Raw genomic sequence first — 23247 nt, forward strand, 5'->3', positions numbered from 1 at the left:
TGTTATGACGATGTTTTAGCAGACTGCGCTTTGGACGGATCACCGCTCGCGGCTTTGGCATCATCTGTGGCTTCTTTAGGCGTAACCTGTGCACCCGGTTTCGCGCGCTGCAGACCGGTAAAGATCACGCGCTCGCCCGCTTTAAGCCCTTCGGTGACCAGCCATTTGTCCCCAATAGCCTGGGCAGCTTTGATCTTACGCGCTTCAACCTTGTTATCCGCACCCACGACCATCACGGACGCATCGCCCGTTGGCGTGCGGCTAACCGCCTGCTGTGGCACTAACAAGGCATTCGGATTGGTGCCTTCATCCAGACGGGCACGCACAAACATGCCTGGCAGGAGTGATTTGTCAGGATTCGGGAAAATGGCGCGCAGGGTAATTGAGCCAGTGGTTTGATCAACGGTGACGTCAGAAAACTCCAGCGTACCGGGCTGAGAATAGTCCTTGCCGTTCTGCATCAGCAGGGTGACCTTCGCTTTACCGTCGTTCTGCTTAAGCTGACCCGATTCCAGTTCCGAGCGTAACCGCAGGAAATCTTCACTGGACTGGGTAACATCGACATACATCGGATCAAGCTGCTGTACGGTCGCCAGCGCCGTAGTCTGTCCACTTTGCACCAGTGCGCCCTCTGTAACGGAAGACTTACCGATACGGCCGCTGATTGGCGAGGTCACTTTGGTGTAAGCAAGATTGATGCGTGCTGTTTCCACATTGGCTTTGGCTGACTGAACCGCAGCATTGTTCTGCGCGGCGGTAGCGACAGCCGTATCGTAATCCTGCTGGCTGATATATTTAGTGCCAAGCAGCGGCTTGTAGCGATTCACCGTAAGCTGAGCAATGCGCGCATTCGCTTCTGCCTTGGCTAAATCGGCTTTTGCACTGTCATAGGACGCCTGATAGGTAGCGGGATCGATCTGATACAGCGATTCACCGGCTTTAATCTCACCGCCTTCAATAAAGTTACGCTTCAGAATAATACCGGAAACCTGCGGGCGGACTTCAGCGATGCGATAAGCAGACGTGCGGCCAGGCAGTTCAGTAGAAATGTTTAACGGTTCGCTTTTAACCGTAACAACACCCACTTCTGGCGGCTGTTGCTGTTGAGCGGCCTGGTCGGATTTATTTCCGTCACATCCTGTTAACACAAAGCTGCCTGATAGCATCAGGACGGCCGCCAGAGGCGTTAACCCTCTGAATTTAGTCATAAATAAACCTCTAGAGTCCGATATCAAATGATCAATGGATCACAAAGCCAGGAACCCATTGCTGCGTAAGAGTGTAGGTCGTGCTATGGTACATACATTCACAAATGTATGTAAACTTACTCGATTGTAAAAAAAGTCCCCTATGGCACGAAAAACCAAAGCGCAAGCACTTGAAACCCGGCATCAAATTCTTGACGCTGCACTTGCCCTGTTTTCAAAAGAGGGGGTTTCAGCCACTTCCCTGGCGGATATCGCATCCGCAGCCAGCGTAACCCGGGGAGCAATCTACTGGCATTTCAAAAACAAAGCCGACCTGTTGAACGAAATATGGCTTCGCAGTGATGCAGGGCTGGATGACGTGAAACTTGAGTATCAAACAAAATACCCCGGTGATCCACTCTCCATTTTGCGGGCGATGCTCGTGTATGTCTTCCAGGCAACCGCCAGAGATCCACAGCGCCGGGCGTTGATGGAAATCATCTTCCACAAATGCGAGTTTGTGGGTGAAATGGCGGCGTTAAAAAGCATTCAGCAAAGCCTGTTACTGGAGCTCTACAATGAGATTGAAGATGTTCTGCGCCAGTGCATTGATGCCGGACAACTCCCAGAAACTTTCCAGACACGTCAGGCTGCATTGATTATGCGCAGCTATGTGAATGGCATGATGGAGAGCTGGCTGTTTACGCCCGATAAATTTGATCTGGTTGCCGATGCGCCTGAGCTGGTTGATGCGCTGATTGATATGCTGCGCTTAAGTCCGACGCTGGCAAAAAAAGCTTAATCTTTACGCTGCGCGTCACGCTTCCTTTCATAATCGCGCTGAACAATGGCTAATGCAGACAGCACGGTTTCTACAGCGAGCTGATTTTCTTCAAAAAGCTGAATTAAATCCACTGCCAGCTTGACCTCTTCAGGTGCCGTATCCAGGGACATCTTTCCTCCAGAGCAGTTGTATCATGGGCCAGATAAGCGTGCCATCTGGGAATACCGTCCAGCAAAGATAGCGCATTAACTGCTAAAGGGGCTGTTTGATAACGACATCGCCCATTCCACTGAACGAATAGCCTGTTTACAGCGTGCCATCCGACCTTCCAGCACCTCCAGGTCTTTCTTCAACTGCTGCTGGACCGCCAGCGTTTCTGCCTGCGCCATTCGCTGTTCACGCTGATCAATCATCTCCTGCAGTCGACGCGCATATTCGCAGTATTCCTGATATTTTAACTGCCGCGATGAGGGCTGAACGCGTTCCTGTCGGCTGCGCAACTGCTGTGTGCTGGCTTCGCGTTGTAGCGCGGCAATCTGATCCACCAAATGGCTTGCCAGCCACTGGCTGCGATCGACATCACCGCTGTGCTGGCAAAGGCGCTGGTAATTTTGTTCTATCTCCTGCAAATAATCCGCCAGCCGGGTGCCTTTAGTGGTAAAGAGCTGGCTGTCAAAGCGGGGTGAACGGCAGCGCCCATCTGGCTGGCGCGCGATATCCTGGCGCAGGGCCACAATACAGTTAAGCAGTCGTTGTGATGCCGTGGCGTTACTCATCGCCCGGCACTCAGGTATGCTAAGGTTATGGGACTGGAAACGCGCTGAGCGACCTTTATGCAACGCATTGTGTTATTAACCCTTGGCTGGCTGGCGATTGTGCTTGGCATACTGGGCATTGTATTACCTTTATTACCTACCACGCCATTTATGCTGTTGGCGGCATGGTGTTTTGCGCGTTCTTCTCCCCGTTTTCATCACTGGCTGCTCTGGTCATCCCCTTTTGGCCGTTATATCCGGCACTGGCAACAACACCGTGGCATGCCGCCTGGTGCAAAAAGCCGGGCGATGCTACTGATTGTGGTGACCTTTGCGGTTTCGCTCTGGCTGGTGCCGCTGTGGTGGGTACGTATCATGCTACTTATTATGTTGTGTCTGCTATTGCTGTTTATGTGGCGTATTCCGGTGGTGGCAGAAACAGCGGATGAACCCTTACCACCGCGATAAAGTTGCAATTAGCTGGCCATTTGCTTAGATTTGGGCCTCTTCGTGCGTAGCTTCCCATTATTGATGTATCTCCGCTGAGCCTTTACCCCGGTATTGGCGCTATTGAAGCTGCGCAAAACAGAACAGAATTTTTTTACCAGGCTTAAGATTATGACCGACACTGCGCAGCAGCTTGAACTGATTAAAAACAGTATCAAAAGTATTCCTGATTACCCGAAGCCGGGTATTCTTTTCCGTGACGTCACCAGCCTGTTGGAAGATCCTGTCGCCTATGCGGCGTCTATCTCACTGCTGGTGGAACGGTACCGTAATAAAGGCATCACCAAAGTAGTCGGCACGGAAGCGCGCGGTTTCCTGTTCGGGGCACCGGTTGCTTTGGGGCTGGAACTGGGTTTTGTACCGGTACGCAAGCCGGGCAAACTGCCACGTGAAACCTACAGCGAAGCTTACGAGCTGGAGTACGGCACCGATCGGCTGGAATTGCACAAAGATGCTATCCAGCCAGGCGATGTGGTGCTGGTGGTCGACGACCTTCTCGCCACCGGCGGAACGCTCGAAGCGACCATCAAACTGATTCGTCGTGCCGGCGGTGAAGTTAAAGATGCGGCATTTATTATCAACCTGTTCGATCTGGCAGGTGAAGCACGTCTCAAGGCGCTGGGCGTTGACAGCTACAGCCTGGTCAATTTCCCCGGCCACTAAGCCTCGCTTATGGCCTCACAATCTGCTGAGGCCGTTCATCTTTCCCTGTTCAAGATAACGAGTGATAGGTGAAAGCGTAGCTGGTAGACTACTGCAATCATATACAGGGGTTGCAGTGCGTCTGCGCTCACATTTCCATCCAAATTCGTCGAAACCACATGAGCTATCAGGTACTTGCCCGAAAATGGCGTCCACAGGCGTTTGCTGATGTTGTCGGTCAGGAACACGTTCTGACGGCGCTGGCGAATGGATTGTCTCTGGGACGCATCCATCATGCTTATCTCTTCTCCGGCACGCGGGGCGTAGGGAAAACGACCATTGCCCGTCTGCTGGCGAAAGGCCTTAACTGCGAAACGGGCATTACCGCCACGCCGTGCGGCCAGTGCGATAACTGTCGCGAGATTGAGCAGGGGCGTTTTGTCGATTTAATTGAAATTGATGCCGCCTCGCGCACCAAAGTTGAAGACACGCGCGATCTGCTCGACAACGTGCAGTACGCGCCGGCGCGTGGCCGCTTCAAGGTCTACCTGATCGATGAAGTGCACATGCTGTCGCGCCACAGCTTTAATGCGCTGCTGAAAACCCTGGAAGAACCACCTTCACACGTTAAGTTTTTGCTGGCGACCACCGATCCCCAGAAGCTGCCGGTGACGATTCTGTCGCGCTGTCTCCAGTTTCATCTCAAAGCGCTCGACGTCGATCAGATTCGCCAGCAGTTGGATCGTGTTTTAGAGCAGGAGCAGATTTCGCGTGAGCCGCGTGCCCTGCAACTGCTTGCCAGAGCCGCCGATGGCAGTATGCGTGATGCGTTAAGCCTCACCGATCAGGCGATTGCGATGGGCGAGGGCAGCGTGACCAGCGCCACCGTGGGTACGATGCTGGGTACGCTTGACGATGAACAGCCGCTGGGTCTGCTTGAAGCGGTGGTCGAAGGCAACGGAGAGCACATGATGGCGCTGTTGGCCCAGGCGGCATCACGCGGCGTTGAGTGGGAAGCATTGTTGGTTGAGATGCTGCGCCTGCTGCACCGCATTGCTATGGTGCAGCTACTGCCTGCGTCGCTCAATGACGACGAAGAGAGTAATGCGCTGCGCCTGCGTGAACTGGCGCGCGCCGTGCCACCGGCCGATCTTCAATTGTATTACCAAACCCTGCTTATGGGGCGCAAAGATTTACCACTCGCGCCCGATCGGCGCATGGGCATCGAGATGACGCTGTTGCGTGCACTGGCGTTTCATCCTAAGGCGGCAATCGCCGAACCGGTTGCGCGTCCTACGCTGACCGCGCAGTCTGCCCCGGCACCAGTGCAGACTGTGGCGGCTCAACCTACAGAGAAAACGCCCGCCGCGCAGCCGCAAATGGCAGCACCGGAACCGGCTGTCACTCAGCAGGCTGTGCCGCCTGCGTCGCCCGATCCCTCACTATCCAGTTCCACCAGCCAGCTCCTGCAGGCGCGCACCCAGTTGCTGCGCCAGGGAGCAAACAAAGCAAAAAAGAGTGAGCCGGCAGCGCCAGGTGCGCGGCCGGCCAACTCCGCGCTGGAACGACTGGCCTCTGTTACCGAACGTAGCCAGCAGCGCGTGCGGGACAGCGCGCCTGCGGCACCGGTAAAAAAAGAGGCATACCGCTGGAAAGCGCAAACGCCGGTGACCGAGGTCGTCGTCGAGCCGGTCGCGACGCCAAAAGCCTTGCGTTCTGCGCTAGAGCATGAGAAAAATCCTGAGCTGGCCGCGCGGTTGGCGGAGGAAGCCCAGCAGCGAGATGAATGGGCGGCAGAAGTCGCAGGTTTACCGCTGCCTAAGCTGGTTCAGCAACTGGCACTGAATGCATGGAAAGAAACCACGGATAACGGCATTTGCCTGCATTTACGTTCCAGCCAGCGCCACCTGAATTCTGCGTCGGCGCAGCAGGCCCTGAGCGCCGCATTGAGTCAGGCAGCAGGGCATCAGGTTGAACTGTCGGTAATTGAAGACGATAATTCTACGGTATTGACGCCACTGGAGTGGCGTCAGGCCATTTATGAAGAGAAGCTGGCGCAGGCGCGTCAGTCAATCTTGAGTGACACCCACATTCAAACCCTTCGTCGCTTTTTTGATGCCGATTTGGATGAGGAAAGCATTCGACCCGTTTGAACACGCTGCAACGGTCTGAATAAACCGCGTTGTAGCCTCAGCAGAGAGAGAAAACTATGTTTGGTAAAGGCGGATTGGGCAACCTGATGAAACAGGCCCAGCAGATGCAAGACAAAATGGCCCAGGTTCAGGAAGAAATTGCCGCCCTGGAAGTCACGGGTGAATCAGGTGCTGGCATGGTTAAGGTCACGATCAACGGTGCCCATAACTGCCGCCGGGTAGAAGTCGATCCGAGCCTGCTTGAGGACGACAAAGATATGCTGGAAGACCTGATTGCCGCCGCGTTCAACGACGCCGCTCGCCGCATTGATGAAGTGCAGAAAGAGAAAATGGCCTCTGTCTCTTCAGGTATGCAGCTGCCACCAGGCTTCAAGATGCCGTTCTGATGCAAACCAGCCCACTGCTAGAGTCATTAATGGAGTCATTGCGCTGTTTACCCGGCGTTGGGCCTAAGTCGGCACAACGCATGGCGTTTCAACTGCTACAGCGCGATCGGAGTGGCGGAATGCGGCTGGCGCAGGCACTGACCCGGGCCATGTCGGAAATCGGCCACTGTGCCGATTGCCGCACCTTCACCGAGCAGGAAATCTGTACCATTTGCGCCAATCCACGGCGTCAGCAAAATGGTCAAATCTGCGTGGTGGAAAGTCCGGCCGACATCCATGCTATTGAGCAAACCGGGCAATTTGCCGGCCGTTATTTCGTGTTAATGGGCCATCTTTCGCCGCTTGACGGCATTGGTCCGGGCGATATCGGTCTTGACCGACTGGAACAACGGCTGGAAAAAGAAACGCTTCATGAAGTGATTCTGGCCACCAATCCTACCGTGGAAGGCGAAGCCACCGCGAACTACATCGCTGAATTGTGCGGTCAGTATGGCGTTGATGCCACCCGTATTGCGCATGGGGTTCCGATGGGCGGTGAGCTGGAAATGGTGGATGGCACCACGCTGTCCCACTCGCTGGCCGGTCGGCAAAAGATTAAATTTTAAACGCTTGCCGGTGTTGTGAAAGACACCGGCTTGAAAACCTCTCATTTATCCCCACATCCTCCTCAACGTTCGTTAAATCTGATTCTGTTGAGGTAGCAATGACCATGAAAGGACAAGAGACTCGTGGCTTTCAGTCAGAGGTAAAACAACTTCTGCACCTGATGATCCATTCTCTCTATTCAAACAAAGAGATTTTCCTGCGTGAGCTGATTTCCAATGCTTCGGATGCGGCAGATAAACTGCGCTTCCGCGCGCTGTCTGATGCCAGCCTGTATGAAGGCGATGGCGACCTGCGTGTGCGTCTCTCTGTGGATAAGGACAACCGGACCATTACGCTCAGCGATAACGGTATCGGCATGCGTCGTGATGAAGTGATTGAAAACCTGGGAACCATTGCTAAGTCAGGCACCAAATCCTTCCTGGAATCTCTGGGTTCAGACCAGGCAAAAGACAGCCAACTGATTGGTCAGTTTGGTGTGGGTTTCTACTCTGCATTTATCGTCGCAGATAAAGTCTCTGTGCGCACCCGTGCGGCGGGCGCGGCAGAAGACGAAGCCGTTTTCTGGGAATCGGCTGGCGAAGGGGATTACACCATTGCCGATATCAGCAAAGCCGAGCGCGGTACTGAAATTACCCTGCACCTGCGCGAAGGCGAAGATGAGTTCCTCGACAGCTGGCGCGTCCGCAATATTATTGGAAAATACTCCGATCACATCGCCCTGCCGGTAGAAATCGAAAGCAAAGATGAAGAAACCGGCACCACCACCTGGGAGAAAATCAATAAAGCCCAGGCACTGTGGACCCGCAACAAATCAGAAATCAGCGATGAAGAGTACAACGAGTTTTATAAACACATCGCCCACGATTTCAGCGACCCGGCTATCTGGAGCCACAACCGCGTAGAAGGTAAACAGGAGTACACCAGCCTGCTTTACATCCCGGCCCGCGCGCCCTTTGACATGTGGAACCGCGATCATAAACACGGCCTGAAGCTTTACGTGCAGCGCGTGTTTATCATGGATGACGCTGAGCAGTTTATGCCGAATTACCTGCGCTTCGTGCGTGGCCTGATTGACTCAAACGATCTGCCGCTTAACGTATCGCGTGAAATCCTGCAGGACAGCCGCGTAACCCAGAGCCTGCGTGGCGCGCTGACCAAACGTGTTCTTCAGATGCTGGATAAACTGGCGAAAGACGATAGCGAGAAATACCAGACGTTCTGGAAAGAATTCGGTCTGGTGTTGAAAGAAGGTCCGGCGGAAGATCACGCAAACAAAGAAGCGATTGCCAAACTGCTGCGCTTTGCCAGTACCCAAAGCGAAGGCGCGGCGCAAACTGTCTCGCTGGAAGACTACGTCAGCCGCATGGTAGAAGGACAGGAGAAGATCTACTACATCACGGCCGACAGCTATGCCGCCGCTAACAGCAGCCCGCATCTGGAGCTGTTCCGTAAGAAAGGTATCGAAGTTCTGCTGCTGTCCGATCGCATTGACGAGTGGATGATGAGCTACCTGACCGAGTTCGACGGTAAAACCTTCCAGTCTGTCAGCAAAGCTGATGATACGCTGGATAAACTGGCTGACGAAGAGACGGAAGAGCAGAAAGAAGCCGAAAAAGCTCTGGAGCCGTTTGTTGAGCGCGTGAAGACCTTGCTGGGTGAGCGAATTAAAGACGTGCGCCTCACGCACCGTCTGACCGATACGCCAGCGATTGTGACCACGGATGCGAACGAAATGACCACCCAAATGGCTAAACTGTTCGCCGCAGCAGGTCAGGACGTGCCAGAAGTGAAATACATCTTTGAAATCAATCCCGATCATCCGTTGGTGAAACGCGTGGCGGAGACGCAGGATGAAACTGGCTTTGGTGAGTGGATTGAGCTGTTACTGGATCAGGCACTGCTGGCAGAGCGCGGTACGCTGGACGATCCTAACCAGTTTATCCGCCGTATGAACCAGTTACTGACGGCGTAAAACGATAAAACCGGTGATAACCTCACCGGTTTTTTTCTTTCTGCGACGCTGGCCGGCTGTCGGTGAGCGGTTTTGTTGCGCAAACGCCACGAAATCCCTTCAGCTTCGGCCACCAGTCCGAAAATGGCCTTTGACTGACCTGACGCACTGCTATCGCGCGCTAAAGCCAGTACACTAGTTTTTCCTGACCCGCCGTTTTCTTGTGATGGGCGGGTCATAATGGTATGTTCTTCCGCTTCTCAGATTCATCAATGCGATTCGCAAGGGGATTTACGCAATGCGTATTATTCTGCTCGGAGCTCCGGGCGCAGGTAAGGGGACTCAAGCCCAATTCATCATGGAGAAATACGGCATTCCGCAGATCTCCACTGGCGACATGCTGCGTGCAGCGGTTAAAGCTGGCACCGAACTTGGCAACCAGGCGAAAGCCATCATGGATGCCGGCAAGTTGGTTACTGATGAGCTGGTCATTGCGCTGGTTAAAGAGCGCATCACGCAGGAAGATTGCAAAAACGGTTTCCTGCTTGATGGTTTCCCACGCACCATTCCTCAGGCTGACGCAATGAAAGAAGCCGGTATTAAAGTGGATTATGTGCTGGAGTTCGCCGTACCGGATGAACTGATTGTTGAGCGTATTGTGGGCCGCCGTGTTCACGCGCCGTCAGGCCGCGTTTACCATGTCAAATTCAATCCACCGAAAGTGGAAGGCAAAGATGACGTGACCGGTGATGAGCTGACCACACGTAAAGACGATCAGGAAGAAACGGTTCGCAAACGTCTGGTGGAATACCATCATCTGACTGCGCCGCTGATTGCTTACTACAGTAAAGAAGCGGAAGCGGGCAACACCGAGTATCACAAAATTGACGGTACACGCAATGTGGCCGACGTGAGTGCAGAGCTGGCTAAGATTCTCGGCTAAGCTTATTGGGGCCGGGTTCGCTGGCCCCTTTTGCCGTTATCGCTTTTCTCTCCTGCCTCTCCGTGACCATTCCCTTCGTTTTCTCGCATCCCCTCATCAAGAAACCATAATCAGCAAGATAAGCCCGGCTGCGACGGGTTAATTTAGTGCCAGAATGCGTCCTGCTTGTCAGCAGGCAGTCTGGCAACCCTGACAGAGGTGCGCAGTGAAAACGTGGTGCACGACGTTGGGTTGAAACGTGCAGATATCTCTGTGCTGAATGCCGATGAAGAACACATTGAGATGATGATGCAATGGGTCAACGCGCGCCGTTAAAGTCATGGCAGAGAATGTGATATGCTTCTCTGCCTGTTTTTCCTCACGGCAGTTACCATGAAATTTCCCGGCAAACGTAAATCCAAACACTACTTCCCCGTTAGCGCCCGCGATCCGCTGTTGCAGTCCTCCCCGTTTGATAGTGAAGACGGCAGTTGGGTGGTCGGCATCGATCAGACGCTGGTCGATATCGAAGCTAAAGTCGATGATGCTTTTCTTGTTCGCTACGGCCTGAGCGCCGGTCATTCGCTGGTGATTGACGATGCCGTTGCGGAAGCGCTGTATGCTGAACTCATGCGTGATGAACTGGTGACCCATCAGTTCGCGGGCGGCACGATTGGTAATACGCTGCATAATTTCTCGGTGCTGGCGGATGACCGTTCCGTCCTGCTGGGCGTGATGTGTAACAATATCCAGATTGGCGGTTATGCCTACCGTTATCTCTGTAATACCTCCAGCCGAATGGACCTTAACTATCTGCAGGGCGTAGACGGCGCGATAGGTCGCTGCTTTACGCTGATTGGCGATCAGGGCGATCGTACCTTTGCCATCAGCCCGGGGCAAATGAACCAGCTTAAGGCGGAAAACGTCCCGGAAGACGTTATCGCAGGCGCTTCTGCCCTGGTCTTGACCTCCTATCTCATCCGCTGTGAAGCAGGTGAGCCCATGCCAGAGGCAACGTTAAAAGCGATTGAATACGCGAAGCGCCATAACGTGCCCGTGGTACTGACGCTGGGCACCAAACATGTGATTGGCGACAATCCACAGTTCTGGCGCGATTTTCTGCGCGATCATGTTTCTATTGTGGCGATGAATGAAGAAGAAGCCCTGGCGCTGACGGGCGAAGCCGATCCTCTGCTGGCATCGGATATCGCACTGGAATGGGTTGATCTGGTGTTGTGTACCGCAGGACCGACCGGGTTGTATATGGCCGGTTATACCGAAGACGCGTTTAAGCGCAAAACGAATCATCCGCTCTTGCCAGGCGCGATTGCAGAATTCAACCTGTACGAATTTAGCCGCGCGATGCGCAAACAGGATTGCCAGCAGCCGTTACGCATTTTCTCTCATATCGCCCCTTATATGGGCGGGCCGGAGAAGATAATGAATACTAACGGGGCAGGGGATGGCGCGCTCGCGGCGTTACTGCACGATATTACGGCAAATAACTATCATCGCCGTAATGTGCCCAATTCCAGTAAACATGCGCGCGCTTATCTGACCTATTCGTCGCTGGCTCAGGTTTGTAAATATGCGAATCGGGTCAGTTATCAGGTGCTGAATCAGCACTCGCCCCGACTGACGCGCGGTTTACCCGAGCGGGAAGACAGTCTGGAAGAGTCTTACTGGGATCGTTAAGTCCGGAGAGATAAACCGCCCCGCATCGACGCAATGTGATACGGGGCGTGAGTCAGGCTGCGGCGCTTAGCAGTGGCCTTCACTGGCCAGCTTGTGCTGCTCCTGCACCATGTCGTCCTGCAGTTTCTGAATAATGCTGGCGGCAATCTCGCGTTCGCCCATCACCACATAGTTTGCGCCGCGTTCCAGAATGTACTCCACCTCATCGTCGTAATGTGCATGCACAATGATGTTGATGTCCGCTTTTTTCTGGCGGGCGGCGGTGACGATTTCTCCCACCTCGTAACCGTTGGGAATCGTGATCAGCAGCCAGGACGCACAGTCTACGCGGGCTAACGCCATGGTGTCGGCACGGGCAGCATTGGCCAGCACCGCCCGGACACCCTGATCGCGTAACGCTTTCACGCGTGGAATCGAACTTTCAACCACGACTACCGGGATATTGAGCGCCGTCAGTTGTTCACACAGCAGGTTGCCTACGCGGCCATAGCCGACAATCACCGCATGCTGACAGACATCAACGGGAATTTGCTGCTCTTCTTCCAGCGCCTCTTCCAGCGTCTGTTGCTCCATCGTTTCGTTACGGGACAGGTAACGGCCCAGCAACGTAAACAGGACCGGGTTGATCATAATCGAGAGGATCGCGGCGGCCAGCACCAGGCTACGCCCTTCTTCATCCAGCAGGCCGAGCGAGATGCCAAGCCCGGCGAGAATAAAGGCAAACTCACCAATTTGCGCCAGGCTGACCGAGATGGTCATTGCGGTTCGGCGCGAATGGCCCAGCAGCGATACCAGCAGCCAGGCTGCCGCAGATTTCCCTATGACGACAATCACCAGCGCACCCAGCACCGCCAGCGGCTCTTTTACCAGAATCATCGGATCAAACAGCATCCCGACAGAGACAAAGAACAGCACCGCAAAGGCATCACGAAGCGGCAGCGTGTCACGGGCAGCGCGCTGGCTTAACTCGGACTCATTCAGCACCATACCGGCAAAGAAAGCGCCCAGGGCAAAGGAAACATCAAAGAACTCGACGGCACCAAACGCAATCCCCAGCGCCAGGGCTAATACGGCCAGCGTAAACAGCTCACGCGAGCCGGTGGCGGCACTTTTCGCCAGAATCCAGGGCACAGCACGGCGGCCCACCACCATCATTAACACCATAAAGGCGGCAACCTTACCGATGGTCCAGACCAGATCCCATATCACCAGGCTGGCGCTGGCATTTCCCTGCTCCATCATGCCGGCAATGGCGGGTAACAGGACCAGCGTGAGCACCATTACCAGGTCTTCAACAATCAACCAGCCAATCGCGATTTGGCCGCGCTGGCTTTCAATAAGCTGGCGTTCTTCCAGTGCGCGCAGCAACACCACGGTACTGGCGGTAGAAAGACACAAACCGAACACTAACCCCGTCATCCATGACCAGCCCATCGCCCACGACATCAGCATTCCCAGCAAGGTCGCCACGGCGATCTGCGCGATAGCACCGGGAATGGCTATCCGCTTTACCGACATCAGGTCCTTCAGTGAGAAGTGCAGACCGACGCCGAACATCAGCAGGATAACGCCAAGTTCCGCCAGTTCGGGTGCCAGATTGGTATCTGCCACGAACCCCGGCGTAAAAGGCCCCGCCAGTACGCCGGCGACTAAATAACCCACCAAGGGTGAAATTCGTAATCGGTTTGCCAGCATGCCAAGGAGAAAAGCCAGGACCAGAGCCCCGACGATAGTCGTAATCAACGGTGTGGTGTGATGCATGCCAGTCTCCTTGGATGTAAATGTATCCGGTTGTAACAAATGAGTTTAATGCATATCGGAAAGGATCGCTGAATAATTTGTGGGATTAACAGAAAAAAATATGCAAATACAAGAAAAATGCAATCGAAAGGCTGTTTTTATCACTTATCCCGCTTATCGACTGATTCAGCGCTGAGCCGAGAGCACAACATTAAAATTTTACTCCCCTTAAATGACACAGAGGTGACGTCGATGACGCGCTAATGCGCTGACAACAGTCACTAACCGCAACCAGATCGGGATTTGCTGAAGCCATTTAGCCGCCTGGGTCGGAGGGGCAGATTACGCACCGACCTGACGTATAGCTGCCTGTCGTGGAAGTGATGCTAAAACAATCTATTGTGATGGCATAACGGAACCGCGCGGTGAAGATCTCGGGTATGTTTATTTTTACGACGTACGCATCAATGCGGAAAATCATTATGATGTTAACTTCATCAACATAACGATGAAGCTGTTAACCCTGTTGGTTATTTAATAAACAACAGAATAACGGTACGGCAACATACGCGCGTCCTGTATTTGCGGTGTTAGAGTGCGCGGCAGCTAAAATCGAACCACTGGGGTTGCCTGTCAGGCCACATTACCGGCCATACTGGAACAGACAACGCCTTATGGACTCTGGGCCACCGCGGTTAAGATGCGGATACAGAAAGGGCCTGTTTCCCGCAGGATTAAACGGACAATCATTAAAGGAGAAGGGCTGTGGTGTTATCTCGATGGGCAAGAGCAGGTCTGGCACTACTGGTGATGCTGTCATCCATATTAACCCAGGCCGCCCAGCCTGACCGGAGCTACCGTTTCAGCATTCTGCACACCAACGATCAGCATGGTCATTTTTGGTTTAATGAGCAGGGCGAATATGGGCTGGCTGCGCAAAAAACGCTGATGGATACGCAACGTTACGCCATCCAGGCCAAAGGCGGTGGCGCGCTAATTTTGTCTGCGGGCGATGTTAACAGCGGCGTGCCTGAATCGGATGAACTGGATGCTGAACCGGATATCCGCGGTATGAACCTGATTGGCTATGATGCCATGACATTGGGTAATCACGAGTTTGATAAACCGCTCGCCGTCCTGCGTAAACAGGAAAAATGGGCTAAATTCCCTTTCCTGGCAGCTAACGTCTACCAAAAAAGCACTGGTAAACGCCTGTTTAAACCCTGGGCTGTCTTTCAGCGCATGGGGTTGAAAATCGCTGTGCTCGGGTTGATCACGCCAGATACCGCCAAATTGACGAACCCTGCACAGCTAACCGACATCGAATTCCGCGATCCCGTTACCGAAGCAGAAAAGGCCGTGGCCGAGCTGCGTGCCAGCGACAAGCCAGACGTTATCGTGGCATTAACTCATCTTGGTCATTACGACGATGGTAAGCACGGCAGTAACGGTATAGGTGACGTGACGCTGGCGCGCAGTCTGCCGAAAGGCACACTTGATGTGATCGTCGGCGGGCACTCTCATGATGCGGTATGTATGGAAAAAGAGAATGTCAGTCGTAAAGACTACCTGCCAGGCCAACCCTGTCAGCCTGACCGTCAGAACGGCGTATGGATTATGCAGGCGGAAAAATGGGGCAAATACGTGGGCCGCGGCGATTTTATCTATCGCAATGGGGAATTAACCCTGGAGGCCTATCAACTCATACCGGTTAACCTCAAGCACAAAATCAAAAACCATGATGGCAGTGAGTCCTGGCTTACCTGGCAGCAAGCGATCCCCAATAACACCGCAATGATGAAATTACTGACGCCTTTTCAAAAGCGAGCTGATGCCAAACTATTGGTGAATGTCGGCAGCATGAAAGGGGATTTCCCCGGCGAAAAAGAGACAGTGCGCTTTACACAAAGCGCTATCGGGCAGTTGATATTGCGTGCACAGATGGCGGCGACGCAGGCTGACTTTGCTGTGATGAGCGGCGGCGGTATCCGCACTTCGCTTAAATCAGGCCCGGTAACCTGGCGCGATCTGTTACAGGTACAACCTTTCGGCAATCATGTGGTTTCCGTGACGATGACGGGCGCAGAAATCAGACGCTATCTGGCGGTGGTGGCAAATATCAAACCCGATTCAGGCGGCTTCGCCCAGTTAGCCAATGTCAGCCTCATCGCTAACGGCAATGCAGTCAGTCAGGTGAGCATCAACGGCCAGCCGTTGGCGGATGAAAAAACCTACCGTATGGCGACGAACAGTTTTAATGCCGCAGGCGGTGATGGCTATCCGCGAATTGATACGCATCCGGGTTATGTTAACAGCGGCAAGCCAGATGCCCAGGTGTTGCGAGACTGGGTGAGCACGCATTCTCCGGTGAACGTCAACGACTACCAGCCGCATGAAAGTGTTATCTATCAGGCTGCGCCCGCGGCAACGCCGCAGAACGGCGCGAAAGAAGCGACGCCGCTTCGGCGCTATCCCAAAATGGTGCTGACATGGATCCGACACTGGAACAGTGAAAGCGCGACGCAGCATTAAGCACGAGCAGGGAGGCGGCCTCCCTGCTGTTTATCAGGCGCGGCAGGATTTGCGGGCTAACCAGTGCGGACGCAGCTTGTCCCAGACCAGGTTGTAGACAAAGGTGTAGGGCAGAAAGAACAGAAAAAACGCCACTTCGATCAAAAAGGCCTGCCACAGCGAAATCTCCAGCATCCAGGCGGCCAATGGCAAACCTATCAGGATAAAACCGCCCTCAAAACCCAGCGCGTGCAGGATACGAAGCAGGGCGCTGCGTTTCTGCCCGGCCGGGTAAAACCGATCAAACACGCTGTTGTAAATCATATTCCACAGCATCGCCACCGTAGACAACATGATCGCCAGCGCACCCATTTGAAACAGGGGTTTATCCATAATCCATGCCGCCAGCGGGGCGATAGTGACGATGGCCAGGCCTTCAAACAGGGTGGCATGTGCGATGCGTTCTGTGATTGAACGGGTTTGCATTTCGATCTCCTTTGTTCAGGTTGCGCATTCTCCCACGTCAAAATGCTAAGATAAAATGATCATCTATCGATAAAAGCGATGGTTTACATGCGTTATTCACCGGAATCTCTGGAAGCTTTTGTACAGACCGTGGCCAGCGGATCGTTTTCTGCCGCCGCTCGTGCACTGAAAAAAAGCCAGTCCACCATCAGTGTGGCCGTGGTCAATCTGGAAGAAGATCTGGGTTTTGCCCTCTTTGACCGGCGCGGTCGCCAGCCACAGCTCACCGAGCAGGGGCAACGCGTGTTGCCTCAGGTGCAGCAAATTCTTGCCGCCAGTGAGCGACTGGACGCGCTGGCAACGCGGCTGTCTGAAGGCGTTGAGCCGCGGCTGAGCGTGGCGGTGTCAGACTTTTGGCAAACCGACTACCACCAGCGTTTACTGAAGCAGTTTGAGGCGCACTACCCGGATGTGGAGCTGGAAGGGATCGCGGCGGAAGATGCGGATGTCCTGGAGCTGTTGCAAGAGGGACGGGCCCACATTGGAGTGATACGTGCCCAGCCGACGCTTCCTGCCGACATCGCGGTCGCCCGGCTACAGGTCGATGCCGAGTTAGGTATTTACCTGCATCGGGATCATCCCGTGGCCCAACAATCCTCGGTAAACGAAAGTCAGCTTGAACCGCTTCGTCATCTTCGTCTTAATACCTGGACAGCGAAACGTGAGAGTGCGCCGAAAGGGCGCGCCTGGTCTGCGCAAACCTATTATGTGCTGCTGGAAATGGCGGAACAGGGTTTTGGCTGGAGTATTTTACCCCGCTGGCTGGTGAAACAGTGCGGGCACGGTGTACTGCGGGAACTGCCAATAGCGGGATGGCCGCAGCGCATTGCCGTCGAAGTGGTGTGGTCACGCCGCAATCCGCCCGGTCCCGCTGGGCGCTGGATGATCGATCAACTCTGTGCGCTGCCACCGGCTTAATCGCGCCGGGCGATATCCGCTAACGGGGCATCCAACAGCCGGGAGAGATCCTGTGGGCTCAATTCAATATCCAGCCCGCGCTTACCGCCTGAAATAAACAGCGTGGCAAAGTCGTTAGCCGAGCTGTCGATCACCGTTGGCAACCGCTTTTTTTGCCCCAGCGGACTGATGCCGCCCACCAGATAACCGGTGATGCGCTGCGCCAGCATGGGATCGGCCATCTCGGCTTTTTTGGCATTGAACGCCTTTGCCACCTTCTTGAGATCGAGCTGGGTGGCGACAGGCGTAACCGCCACAGCAAGGTGCTTAGCCTCGCCATTCAGCGCCACCAGCAAGGTTTTGTACACCTGCCGGGCATCCAGATTTAGCTTACGGACCGCTTCGTCACCAAAACTGGTTTCGTTGCTGTCATGTTCATAAGGATGCAAAGTGAAGCTGACTTTTTGTTTTTCCAGCAGTTTTACCGCAGGCGTCATAGTATTCTCTTATTCGGAAAAATCTTATTACGTATTATTGAACAATAAATGTGGCGAAATAATGTGCTTTAGGCGAGAATTGCCTCGCGCCAGCAATCCTGTTGTTGGCGACAACTAAAATCATTAACACATTCCTCTTTGAAGAGCCGATATGACTGTCGGCTCTCTTTTTTTCTGCGTTTTATTCCGCGCGCATCAAGCCCGGCAGGTTGTTCTCGCCGTATAAATGCAGTGCTCCGACCGCTACCACGTACTGACCAGCAGGCAGAGTGCGTAAATAATCGCACCACTGGCTGTTACGCTGGCTAATCAGCGTGTCGTTCAGTGTCTGACTGAAGGTCGCAGGCAGAGCAATTTGCGGCTCGCGCGGCGGGCTTTCCAGCCACCAACTCACCATCGTTTGCAACATGCGCGCGTTAGTGTGCCAATGGGTGAGCGTATCTGCCAGCAGCGCCATGCCGTCGTCAGGTAATGATTTCAGCAGGCTGATTTGTGCCTGCGCACCTTCCAGTTCAATCACGGGTTTATCCATCGCCCGCGCCGCCTGCAGTAGCTGATAATCAATGCCGTAATCAGGACGCAAACCCAGCCGCTGCGCCTGCTGCGCCTGTAACATCAGGGCAATTTGCCAGGCCGGTAACGTATCGAACTGGCTCAGGGATAAACCGGTTTCATTACACAGTGTTTCAAGCTTCGCCAGCGCCTCATCATCCATTCTGGCGGTCAGTGGCGGACGTTCCTCCGTGTTTTCAAACGGCGATCCTCCCTGAGTAATATCCGCTTCAACAACCAGCGCGTCGGCTTTTTGTAACTGCTGTAGCAGCCGGACCGGCAGGGGCTGCATGTCACGAGTGCCCATATGAATGCTTCCTACCAGATGAAACCGGCATTCGCCAGACTGAATATCTACGGCTGGCCAACGATAACTGGTAGGGAAAAGCGGGTTAATCCAGTTACGTAAACGTTGCAAAAGGCGCGCTGTCATTCCCTGTCCTTCACTGTGTTAAAGAAACCATGCTAGCGGGATCGCGTCACGAAAGACAGAGCAGGGCAGTTATTGCTAAACGCGGGGCTTATAGCGCAGCAGGCGGTTAGCATTACTCACCACGGTGATGGACGACAGCGCCATCGCTGCCCCGGCAAACACCGGGCTGAGCAGCAGGCCAGTAAAGGGAAAGAGCACGCCCGCTGCCAATGGAATGCCGATAATGTTATAGATAAACGCACCAAACAGGTTCTGCCGGATATTGCCCAGAGTGGCGGAGGCAATTTTCAAGGCATCGACCACGCCATGCAGATCGGCTCGCATCAGGGTAATCGCTGCGGTTTCCACAGCCACGTCGCTGCCGCCGCCCATCGCAATACCGACATCAGCCTGCGCCAGCGCCGGGGCATCATTAATGCCATCGCCCACCATCGCGACGCGTTGCCCTTGCTGCTGCAACTGGCTAATCGCATCGGCTTTGCCTTCGGGCAGCACGCCAGCAATCACCTCATCAATACCGGCCTCATGAGCAATAACCTGGGCCGTATTTTCATGATCCCCGGTCAACATAATCAGTCGGTAGCCCGCATGATGCAGCCTTTGCAAGGCCGCTTTTGCCTCGGGCCGCAGCGTATCACGCAAGCCAATCAGTCCCGTAAGCTGCCCGTCTTCTGCCAGCAATACCGGCGTCGCGCCTTGCCGGGTGAGTCTGTCAATCTCTGCCAGAGCCGGTTGGCAATCCACGCCGTGCGCAGTCAGCAGGCTGACATTGCCGAGTAATAGCGTCCTGTTGTTGAGTATGCCGCTTACGCCTTTGCCGCGTATTGTACGAAATTGCGCAATATCGGCTCGAACAGTCTCCCCTGTTTCTGCAAGGATTGCTTTCGCCAGCGGATGACCCGACATCTGCTCCAGCGCTGCCGCCGCAGACAGCACCGATTGACGCGTACTGCCGTTCCAGTTCACCACGTCGGTGACCTGCGGCGTGCCGCTTGTCAGCGTTCCGGTTTTATCAAACACCAGCGTATCAATATGGCTGGCGCGCTGCAGTGCATCCGCATCGCGCACCAGCACACCATATTCGGCGGCGCGTCCGGTACCGGCGATGATCGACATCGGCGTGGCCAGGCCCAGCGCACAGGGACAGGCAATAATCAGTACCGTGGTCGCCACGACCAGAGCATAGGCCATTTGTGGCGCTGGCCCCGCGATATACCAGATCGCGGCGCTGAGCAGAGCGATAAGCACGACCACCGGCACAAACACGGCAGAGATACGATCGGCCAGACGGCCCACATCCGGCTTACTGCTCTGGGCCTTACGCACTAGCTGAATAATGCGCGCCAGCGTGGTGTTGCCGCCGGTTGCGCGGGCAATAAAGCGTACCGTTCCGTCCTGCACCAGCGTGCCGGCAAACAGGCTATCGCCCTGCGTTTTACTTTGCGGCACCGCCTCACCGGTGAGCATTGCCTCGTCGCACCAGGCCTCGCCCTCCTGTACTTCGCCATCGACGGGTACGCGATCGCCCGCCACCAGCCGCAGAGTCATACCGGGTTGTACCGCACTGACCGGCATCAGGGTTTCCCCCTGGTCTGTTATCACTCTGGCCTGATCCGGTGTCAGATCGAGCAGGCGCTCCAGGGCTCGGGATGAGCGCTGACGTGCACGTTGCTCCAGCGCATGACCCAGATTGATCAGGCCGAGAATCATCACGCTGGCTTCAAAGTAGAGATGGCGCGCCTGCTGCGGAAAAAAATCAGGCCAGATCACCACGCTGAAGGAGTAGATCCAGGCGGCGGCCGTGCCCAGTGCCACTAAGGTATCCATCGTTGCGCTGCGGTTAACCAGGCTGCGCCAGGCGCTGCGATAGAAGTGACCGCCTGCGGCCATCATCACCAGCAGCGTTACGATGCCGAGCACCCGCCAGGTGGTGTGATTATCCGCAGTGAGCATCATATTGTCGCCCAGCATGCCCCAGATCATCAGCGGCACGCCAAACAACAGTGCGATACCTGCCTGCCAGCTAAAGCGTTGCATGGCACGTCGGGCGCTGCGCTGCTGCTTCTCGCGGCGTTGCTGTTCGTCGTCGACCACTTCAGCCCCGTAGCCGGCTGCATCCACGGCGGCGACCAGCTGATGGGGTTCAACGTTACCCATCACCAGCGCACTGCGCTCGGCCAGATTCACCCGGGCCTGCTGCACGCCACTGACCTGCTCAAGGGCTTTCTCTACCCGGCTGACGCAGCTGGCACAGCTCATCCCCTCGATGAGCAGCACGTGAGCGGCCAGGTTTTCGGTTGCCGGAAGAGAAGGGGACTCCGTTGTCAGCGCCTCCGGCGGCGGCTCTGCTGCTGTCAACGGCTCAGGCTTTGGGCGGGTGCCCGCAGCTTTTAATGTTGCATGGTAGCCCGCCTGTTCAACGGTGGCGATCAGGGCTGTCGCCTCTGCATAGCCCGACACGCTGGCTTCCTGCTGTGTAACCTCAGCCTGCTCGACATCGTCGCGGCCTTCGAGCGCTTCCTTGAGGCGTTTTACGCAGTGGCCGCAGGACAATCCGTCCAGCGCCAGAACAATCGTGTTTGACATGGTTGACTCCTTTGTCGGATGTGCATGATTGCGCATTCAAATGGGATTGGTGCTAAGGTTAAACCTTCCATCAAGGGGAAGGTCAAGGAACCAATTATGAACATTAGTGCCGTGGCAAAAAAGACCGGATTAACCAGCAAGGCCATCCGTTTCTATGAAGAAAAGGGCGTGGTAACGCCACCATTACGCGGCGATAACGGCTACCGGCATTATAATTCGCACCATCTTGATGAACTGAATTTATTGCGGCAGGCACGCCAGGTGGGTTTTACCCTGGATGAGTGCCGCGAGCTGGTCGGGCTGTTTAACGATCCCGATCGCCACAGCGCGGATGTGAAAGCCCGCACGTTGCAAAAAGCCGATGAAATTGCTGCACATATTGAAGAGTTGCACGCCATGCGCGCTCGGCTGCTGGCGCTGGCGGCGGCATGCCCGGGCAACGACAGCGCGGACTGCCCCATCATTAATAACCTGGCAGGCTGCTGCAGTCAGGTTGGCGGCAAGCGTGACTGAATGCGCAGGGTGATCCCTTCCACTGCGACGACCTCGACCAGCGCGCCGGCCGGCAAGTTCTGGTCTGCCTGAACACGCCAACTGCTGTCGCCGATGCGAACATGACCAATGCCATTTTGCAACGTGCTGTCCAGGGTTAGCTGCAGGCCGATCATCTGGTTGCCGCGCTGATTAAGTGAGTTTGGCTGCTGGTTGCGCTCACGGTAACGCATCACGCGATGCCAGATAAATACACTGGCCAGCGTCAGCACGGCAAACAGACAGCCCTGTGCGGTCCAGCTCAGTGGCAAAAACCATTCCGTGATGCCGACCAGCATGGCGGCCAGCCCGCTCCAGAGCAAATAGCCGTTCGTGCCGAGCATTTCTGCCGCCAGTAATAACCCGCCCAGCGTCAGCCAGAACCAGTGCGGATGTGCGACGATCTCGCTCACCATCAGCGTTTCGACTCGTTGCGGGTTTCTTTTAACAGCTCACTGATACCACCAATCGCACCCAGCAGGCTGCTGGCTTCCAGCGGCATCATGACGACTTTACTGTTACTGGATTCACCAATTTTTTGCAGCGCATCCGTGTATTTCTGCGCCACAAAATAATTCACCGCCTGAATATCGCCAGCGGCAATGGCTTCTGACACCATCTTCGTGGCGCGGGCCTCCGCTTCAGCCTGGCGTTCGCGCGCTTCAGCTTGCAGGAAGGCGGAGGTCCGCTCCCCTTCGGCTTTCAGTATCTGTGCCTGCTTTTCACCTTCTGCACGTAAAATTTCGGCCTGACGCACGCCTTCCGCCGTCAGAATATCGGCACGCTTGGTCCGCTCCGCCTTCATCTGTGCGTTCATGGCACCAATCAGTTCCTGTGGTGGGCGGACATCACGAATTTCGATTCGGGTGATCTTCACGCCCCACGGATTGGTGGCTTCGTCAACAATATGCAGTAAGCGGGTATTGATACTGTCACGTTGAGACAGCATTTCATCCAGCTCCATGCTGCCCAGCACGGTACGCATATTGGTCATAGTGAGGTTAAGGATCGCCAGTTCCAGATTGCTGACTTCATAGGCTGCCCGCGCCGGATCGATAGCCTGCACAAAACAGACAGCATCAATAGTGACGTTGGCATTGTCTTTGGAGATGATCTCCTGAGAGGGAATATCCAGCACCCGTTCCATCATATTAATCTTATGGCCGACACGATCCATAAAGGGGACAACCAGGCTCAGGCCGGGCTGAAGCGTGCGGGTATAACGGCCAAAGCGTTCGACTGTCCACTGATAGCCTTGTGGAACAATTTTCACACCGGACCAGACGGTGACCAGGGCGACCAGGATAAGTACAGGAATGACGGTGAGCATATAACCTCCAGGTTGTCAGATGAACGGGCCAAATCGTTCGGCCCGTTTTCTGCTTAC

The 23247-nt window shown here is 54.9% G+C and carries 23 protein-coding genes and 1 other annotated feature; of the genes, 13 read left to right on the top strand and 10 right to left on the bottom strand.

The genetic code is table 11. The annotated features are described in order from the left end of the window. Window positions 1–2 precede the first annotated feature (2 nt). Window positions 3–1208, bottom strand: a complete 1206-nt coding sequence (locus tag A6A26_RS10480; protein ID WP_063878671.1) for an efflux RND transporter periplasmic adaptor subunit — start codon at window positions 1206–1208, stop codon at window positions 3–5. Between the two features lie 142 nt (window positions 1209–1350). Here A6A26_RS10480 and acrR point away from each other — a divergent pair, with 142 nt between their 5' ends. After that, complete coding sequence (gene acrR, locus A6A26_RS10485) at window positions 1351–1989, top strand: multidrug efflux transporter transcriptional repressor AcrR (RefSeq protein ID WP_063878672.1); 639 nt, start codon at window positions 1351–1353, stop codon at window positions 1987–1989. On the opposite strand, the gene rsmS is transcribed toward acrR, so the two are convergent. Further along, the gene (gene rsmS, locus A6A26_RS24750) at window positions 1986–2141 is read right to left on the bottom strand and encodes a pleiotropic regulatory protein RsmS (protein ID WP_074180999.1); all 156 of its coding nucleotides are present in this window, start codon (window positions 2139–2141) and stop codon (window positions 1986–1988) included. The genes acrR and rsmS overlap by 4 nt on opposite strands. A gap of 75 nt (window positions 2142–2216) precedes the next feature. Then, entirely contained in the window at window positions 2217–2747 is a 531-nt protein-coding gene (gene priC / locus A6A26_RS10490) for a primosomal replication protein PriC (protein ID WP_063878673.1), read from the bottom strand. Between the two features lie 57 nt (window positions 2748–2804). Here priC and A6A26_RS10495 point away from each other — a divergent pair, with 57 nt between their 5' ends. From A6A26_RS10495 to A6A26_RS10530, 9 genes are all read left to right on the top strand, one after another. Further along, a complete protein-coding gene (locus A6A26_RS10495; protein ID WP_063878674.1) occupies window positions 2805–3194 on the top strand; it encodes a DUF454 family protein in 390 nt (129 codons plus the stop codon). 150 nt (window positions 3195–3344) lie between these two features. Beyond that, window positions 3345–3896 (top strand): adenine phosphoribosyltransferase, encoded by a 552-nt coding sequence (apt, locus tag A6A26_RS10500; RefSeq protein WP_063878675.1) that lies wholly within the window; start codon window positions 3345–3347, stop codon window positions 3894–3896. Window positions 3897–4054: 158 nt separating this feature from the next. Continuing rightward, window positions 4055–6028 (top strand): DNA polymerase III subunit gamma/tau, encoded by a 1974-nt coding sequence (dnaX, locus tag A6A26_RS10505; RefSeq protein ID WP_063878676.1) that lies wholly within the window; start codon window positions 4055–4057, stop codon window positions 6026–6028. Continuing rightward, window positions 5367–5428, top strand: a sequence feature (DnaX frameshifting element). (Overlaps the previous gene by 62 nt.) Before the next feature lie 56 nt (window positions 6029–6084). Next, on the top strand, window positions 6085–6414 hold the full coding sequence (locus A6A26_RS10510; RefSeq protein ID WP_013024920.1) for a YbaB/EbfC family nucleoid-associated protein: 330 nt from the start codon (window positions 6085–6087) through the stop codon (window positions 6412–6414). Then, complete coding sequence (gene recR, locus A6A26_RS10515) at window positions 6414–7019, top strand: recombination mediator RecR (protein WP_063878677.1); 606 nt, start codon at window positions 6414–6416, stop codon at window positions 7017–7019. Before A6A26_RS10510 ends, recR begins: the two co-directional genes overlap by 1 nt. 98 nt (window positions 7020–7117) lie before the next feature. After that, window positions 7118–8992, top strand: coding sequence for a molecular chaperone HtpG (gene htpG / locus A6A26_RS10520; RefSeq protein WP_063878678.1), 1875 nt, complete (start codon window positions 7118–7120; stop codon window positions 8990–8992). 277 nt (window positions 8993–9269) lie between these two features. After that, window positions 9270–9914, top strand: coding sequence for an adenylate kinase (gene adk / locus A6A26_RS10525; RefSeq protein ID WP_063878679.1), 645 nt, complete (start codon window positions 9270–9272; stop codon window positions 9912–9914). Window positions 9915–10079: 165 nt separating this feature from the next. After that, entirely contained in the window at window positions 10080–10229 is a 150-nt protein-coding gene (locus tag A6A26_RS25460) for a hypothetical protein (RefSeq protein WP_156506652.1), read from the top strand. A gap of 57 nt (window positions 10230–10286) precedes the next feature. Beyond that, on the top strand, window positions 10287–11588 hold the full coding sequence (locus A6A26_RS10530; RefSeq protein WP_063881119.1) for an inosine/guanosine kinase: 1302 nt from the start codon (window positions 10287–10289) through the stop codon (window positions 11586–11588). A 66-nt stretch (window positions 11589–11654) separates the two neighbouring features. Here the strand turns inward: A6A26_RS10530 and ybaL are convergent, their stop codons facing one another. Next, entirely contained in the window at window positions 11655–13349 is a 1695-nt protein-coding gene (ybaL, locus tag A6A26_RS10535; protein WP_063878680.1) for a YbaL family putative K(+) efflux transporter, read from the bottom strand. A gap of 789 nt (window positions 13350–14138) precedes the next feature. Between ybaL and ushA the strand changes: the two genes are divergently transcribed. After that, a complete protein-coding gene (gene ushA / locus A6A26_RS10540; RefSeq protein WP_371560290.1) occupies window positions 14139–15860 on the top strand; it encodes a bifunctional UDP-sugar hydrolase/5'-nucleotidase UshA in 1722 nt (573 codons plus the stop codon). Window positions 15861–15893: 33 nt separating this feature from the next. Here ushA and A6A26_RS10545 read toward each other — a convergent pair whose 3' ends face one another. Further along, window positions 15894–16325, bottom strand: coding sequence for a multidrug/biocide efflux PACE transporter (locus A6A26_RS10545; protein ID WP_063878682.1), 432 nt, complete (start codon window positions 16323–16325; stop codon window positions 15894–15896). Between the two features lie 87 nt (window positions 16326–16412). Between A6A26_RS10545 and A6A26_RS10550 the strand changes: the two genes are divergently transcribed. Beyond that, complete coding sequence (locus A6A26_RS10550; RefSeq protein ID WP_063878683.1) at window positions 16413–17282, top strand: LysR family transcriptional regulator; 870 nt, start codon at window positions 16413–16415, stop codon at window positions 17280–17282. Here the strand turns inward: A6A26_RS10550 and ybaK are convergent. From ybaK to copA, 3 genes are all read right to left on the bottom strand, one after another. Beyond that, the gene (gene ybaK, locus A6A26_RS10555; protein ID WP_063878684.1) at window positions 17279–17758 is read right to left on the bottom strand and encodes a Cys-tRNA(Pro)/Cys-tRNA(Cys) deacylase YbaK; all 480 of its coding nucleotides are present in this window, start codon (window positions 17756–17758) and stop codon (window positions 17279–17281) included. The genes A6A26_RS10550 and ybaK overlap by 4 nt on opposite strands. Before the next feature lie 181 nt (window positions 17759–17939). Next, on the bottom strand, window positions 17940–18743 hold the full coding sequence (locus A6A26_RS10560; protein ID WP_063878685.1) for a TraB/GumN family protein: 804 nt from the start codon (window positions 18741–18743) through the stop codon (window positions 17940–17942). 75 nt (window positions 18744–18818) lie between these two features. Next, a complete protein-coding gene (copA, locus tag A6A26_RS10565) occupies window positions 18819–21329 on the bottom strand; it encodes a copper-exporting P-type ATPase CopA (RefSeq protein ID WP_063878686.1) in 2511 nt (836 codons plus the stop codon). Between the two features lie 96 nt (window positions 21330–21425). Here copA and cueR point away from each other — a divergent pair, with 96 nt between their 5' ends. Further along, on the top strand, window positions 21426–21842 hold the full coding sequence (cueR, locus tag A6A26_RS10570; protein WP_063878687.1) for a Cu(I)-responsive transcriptional regulator: 417 nt from the start codon (window positions 21426–21428) through the stop codon (window positions 21840–21842). On the opposite strand, the gene A6A26_RS10575 is transcribed toward cueR, so the two are convergent. Both A6A26_RS10575 and A6A26_RS10580 read right to left on the bottom strand, forming a co-directional pair. After that, window positions 21818–22276, bottom strand: a complete 459-nt coding sequence (locus tag A6A26_RS10575) for an NfeD family protein (protein WP_063878688.1) — start codon at window positions 22274–22276, stop codon at window positions 21818–21820. The two genes, cueR and A6A26_RS10575, sit on opposite strands and share 25 nt — an antisense overlap. Beyond that, a complete protein-coding gene (locus tag A6A26_RS10580) occupies window positions 22276–23190 on the bottom strand; it encodes an SPFH domain-containing protein (RefSeq protein ID WP_063878689.1) in 915 nt (304 codons plus the stop codon). The genes A6A26_RS10575 and A6A26_RS10580 overlap by 1 nt, the downstream gene beginning before the upstream one ends. Window positions 23191–23247 lie beyond the last annotated feature (57 nt).

This window comes from Pantoea sp. OXWO6B1 (genome assembly GCF_001641135.1).
Lineage (GTDB): Bacteria > Pseudomonadota > Gammaproteobacteria > Enterobacterales > Enterobacteriaceae > Pantoea > Pantoea allii.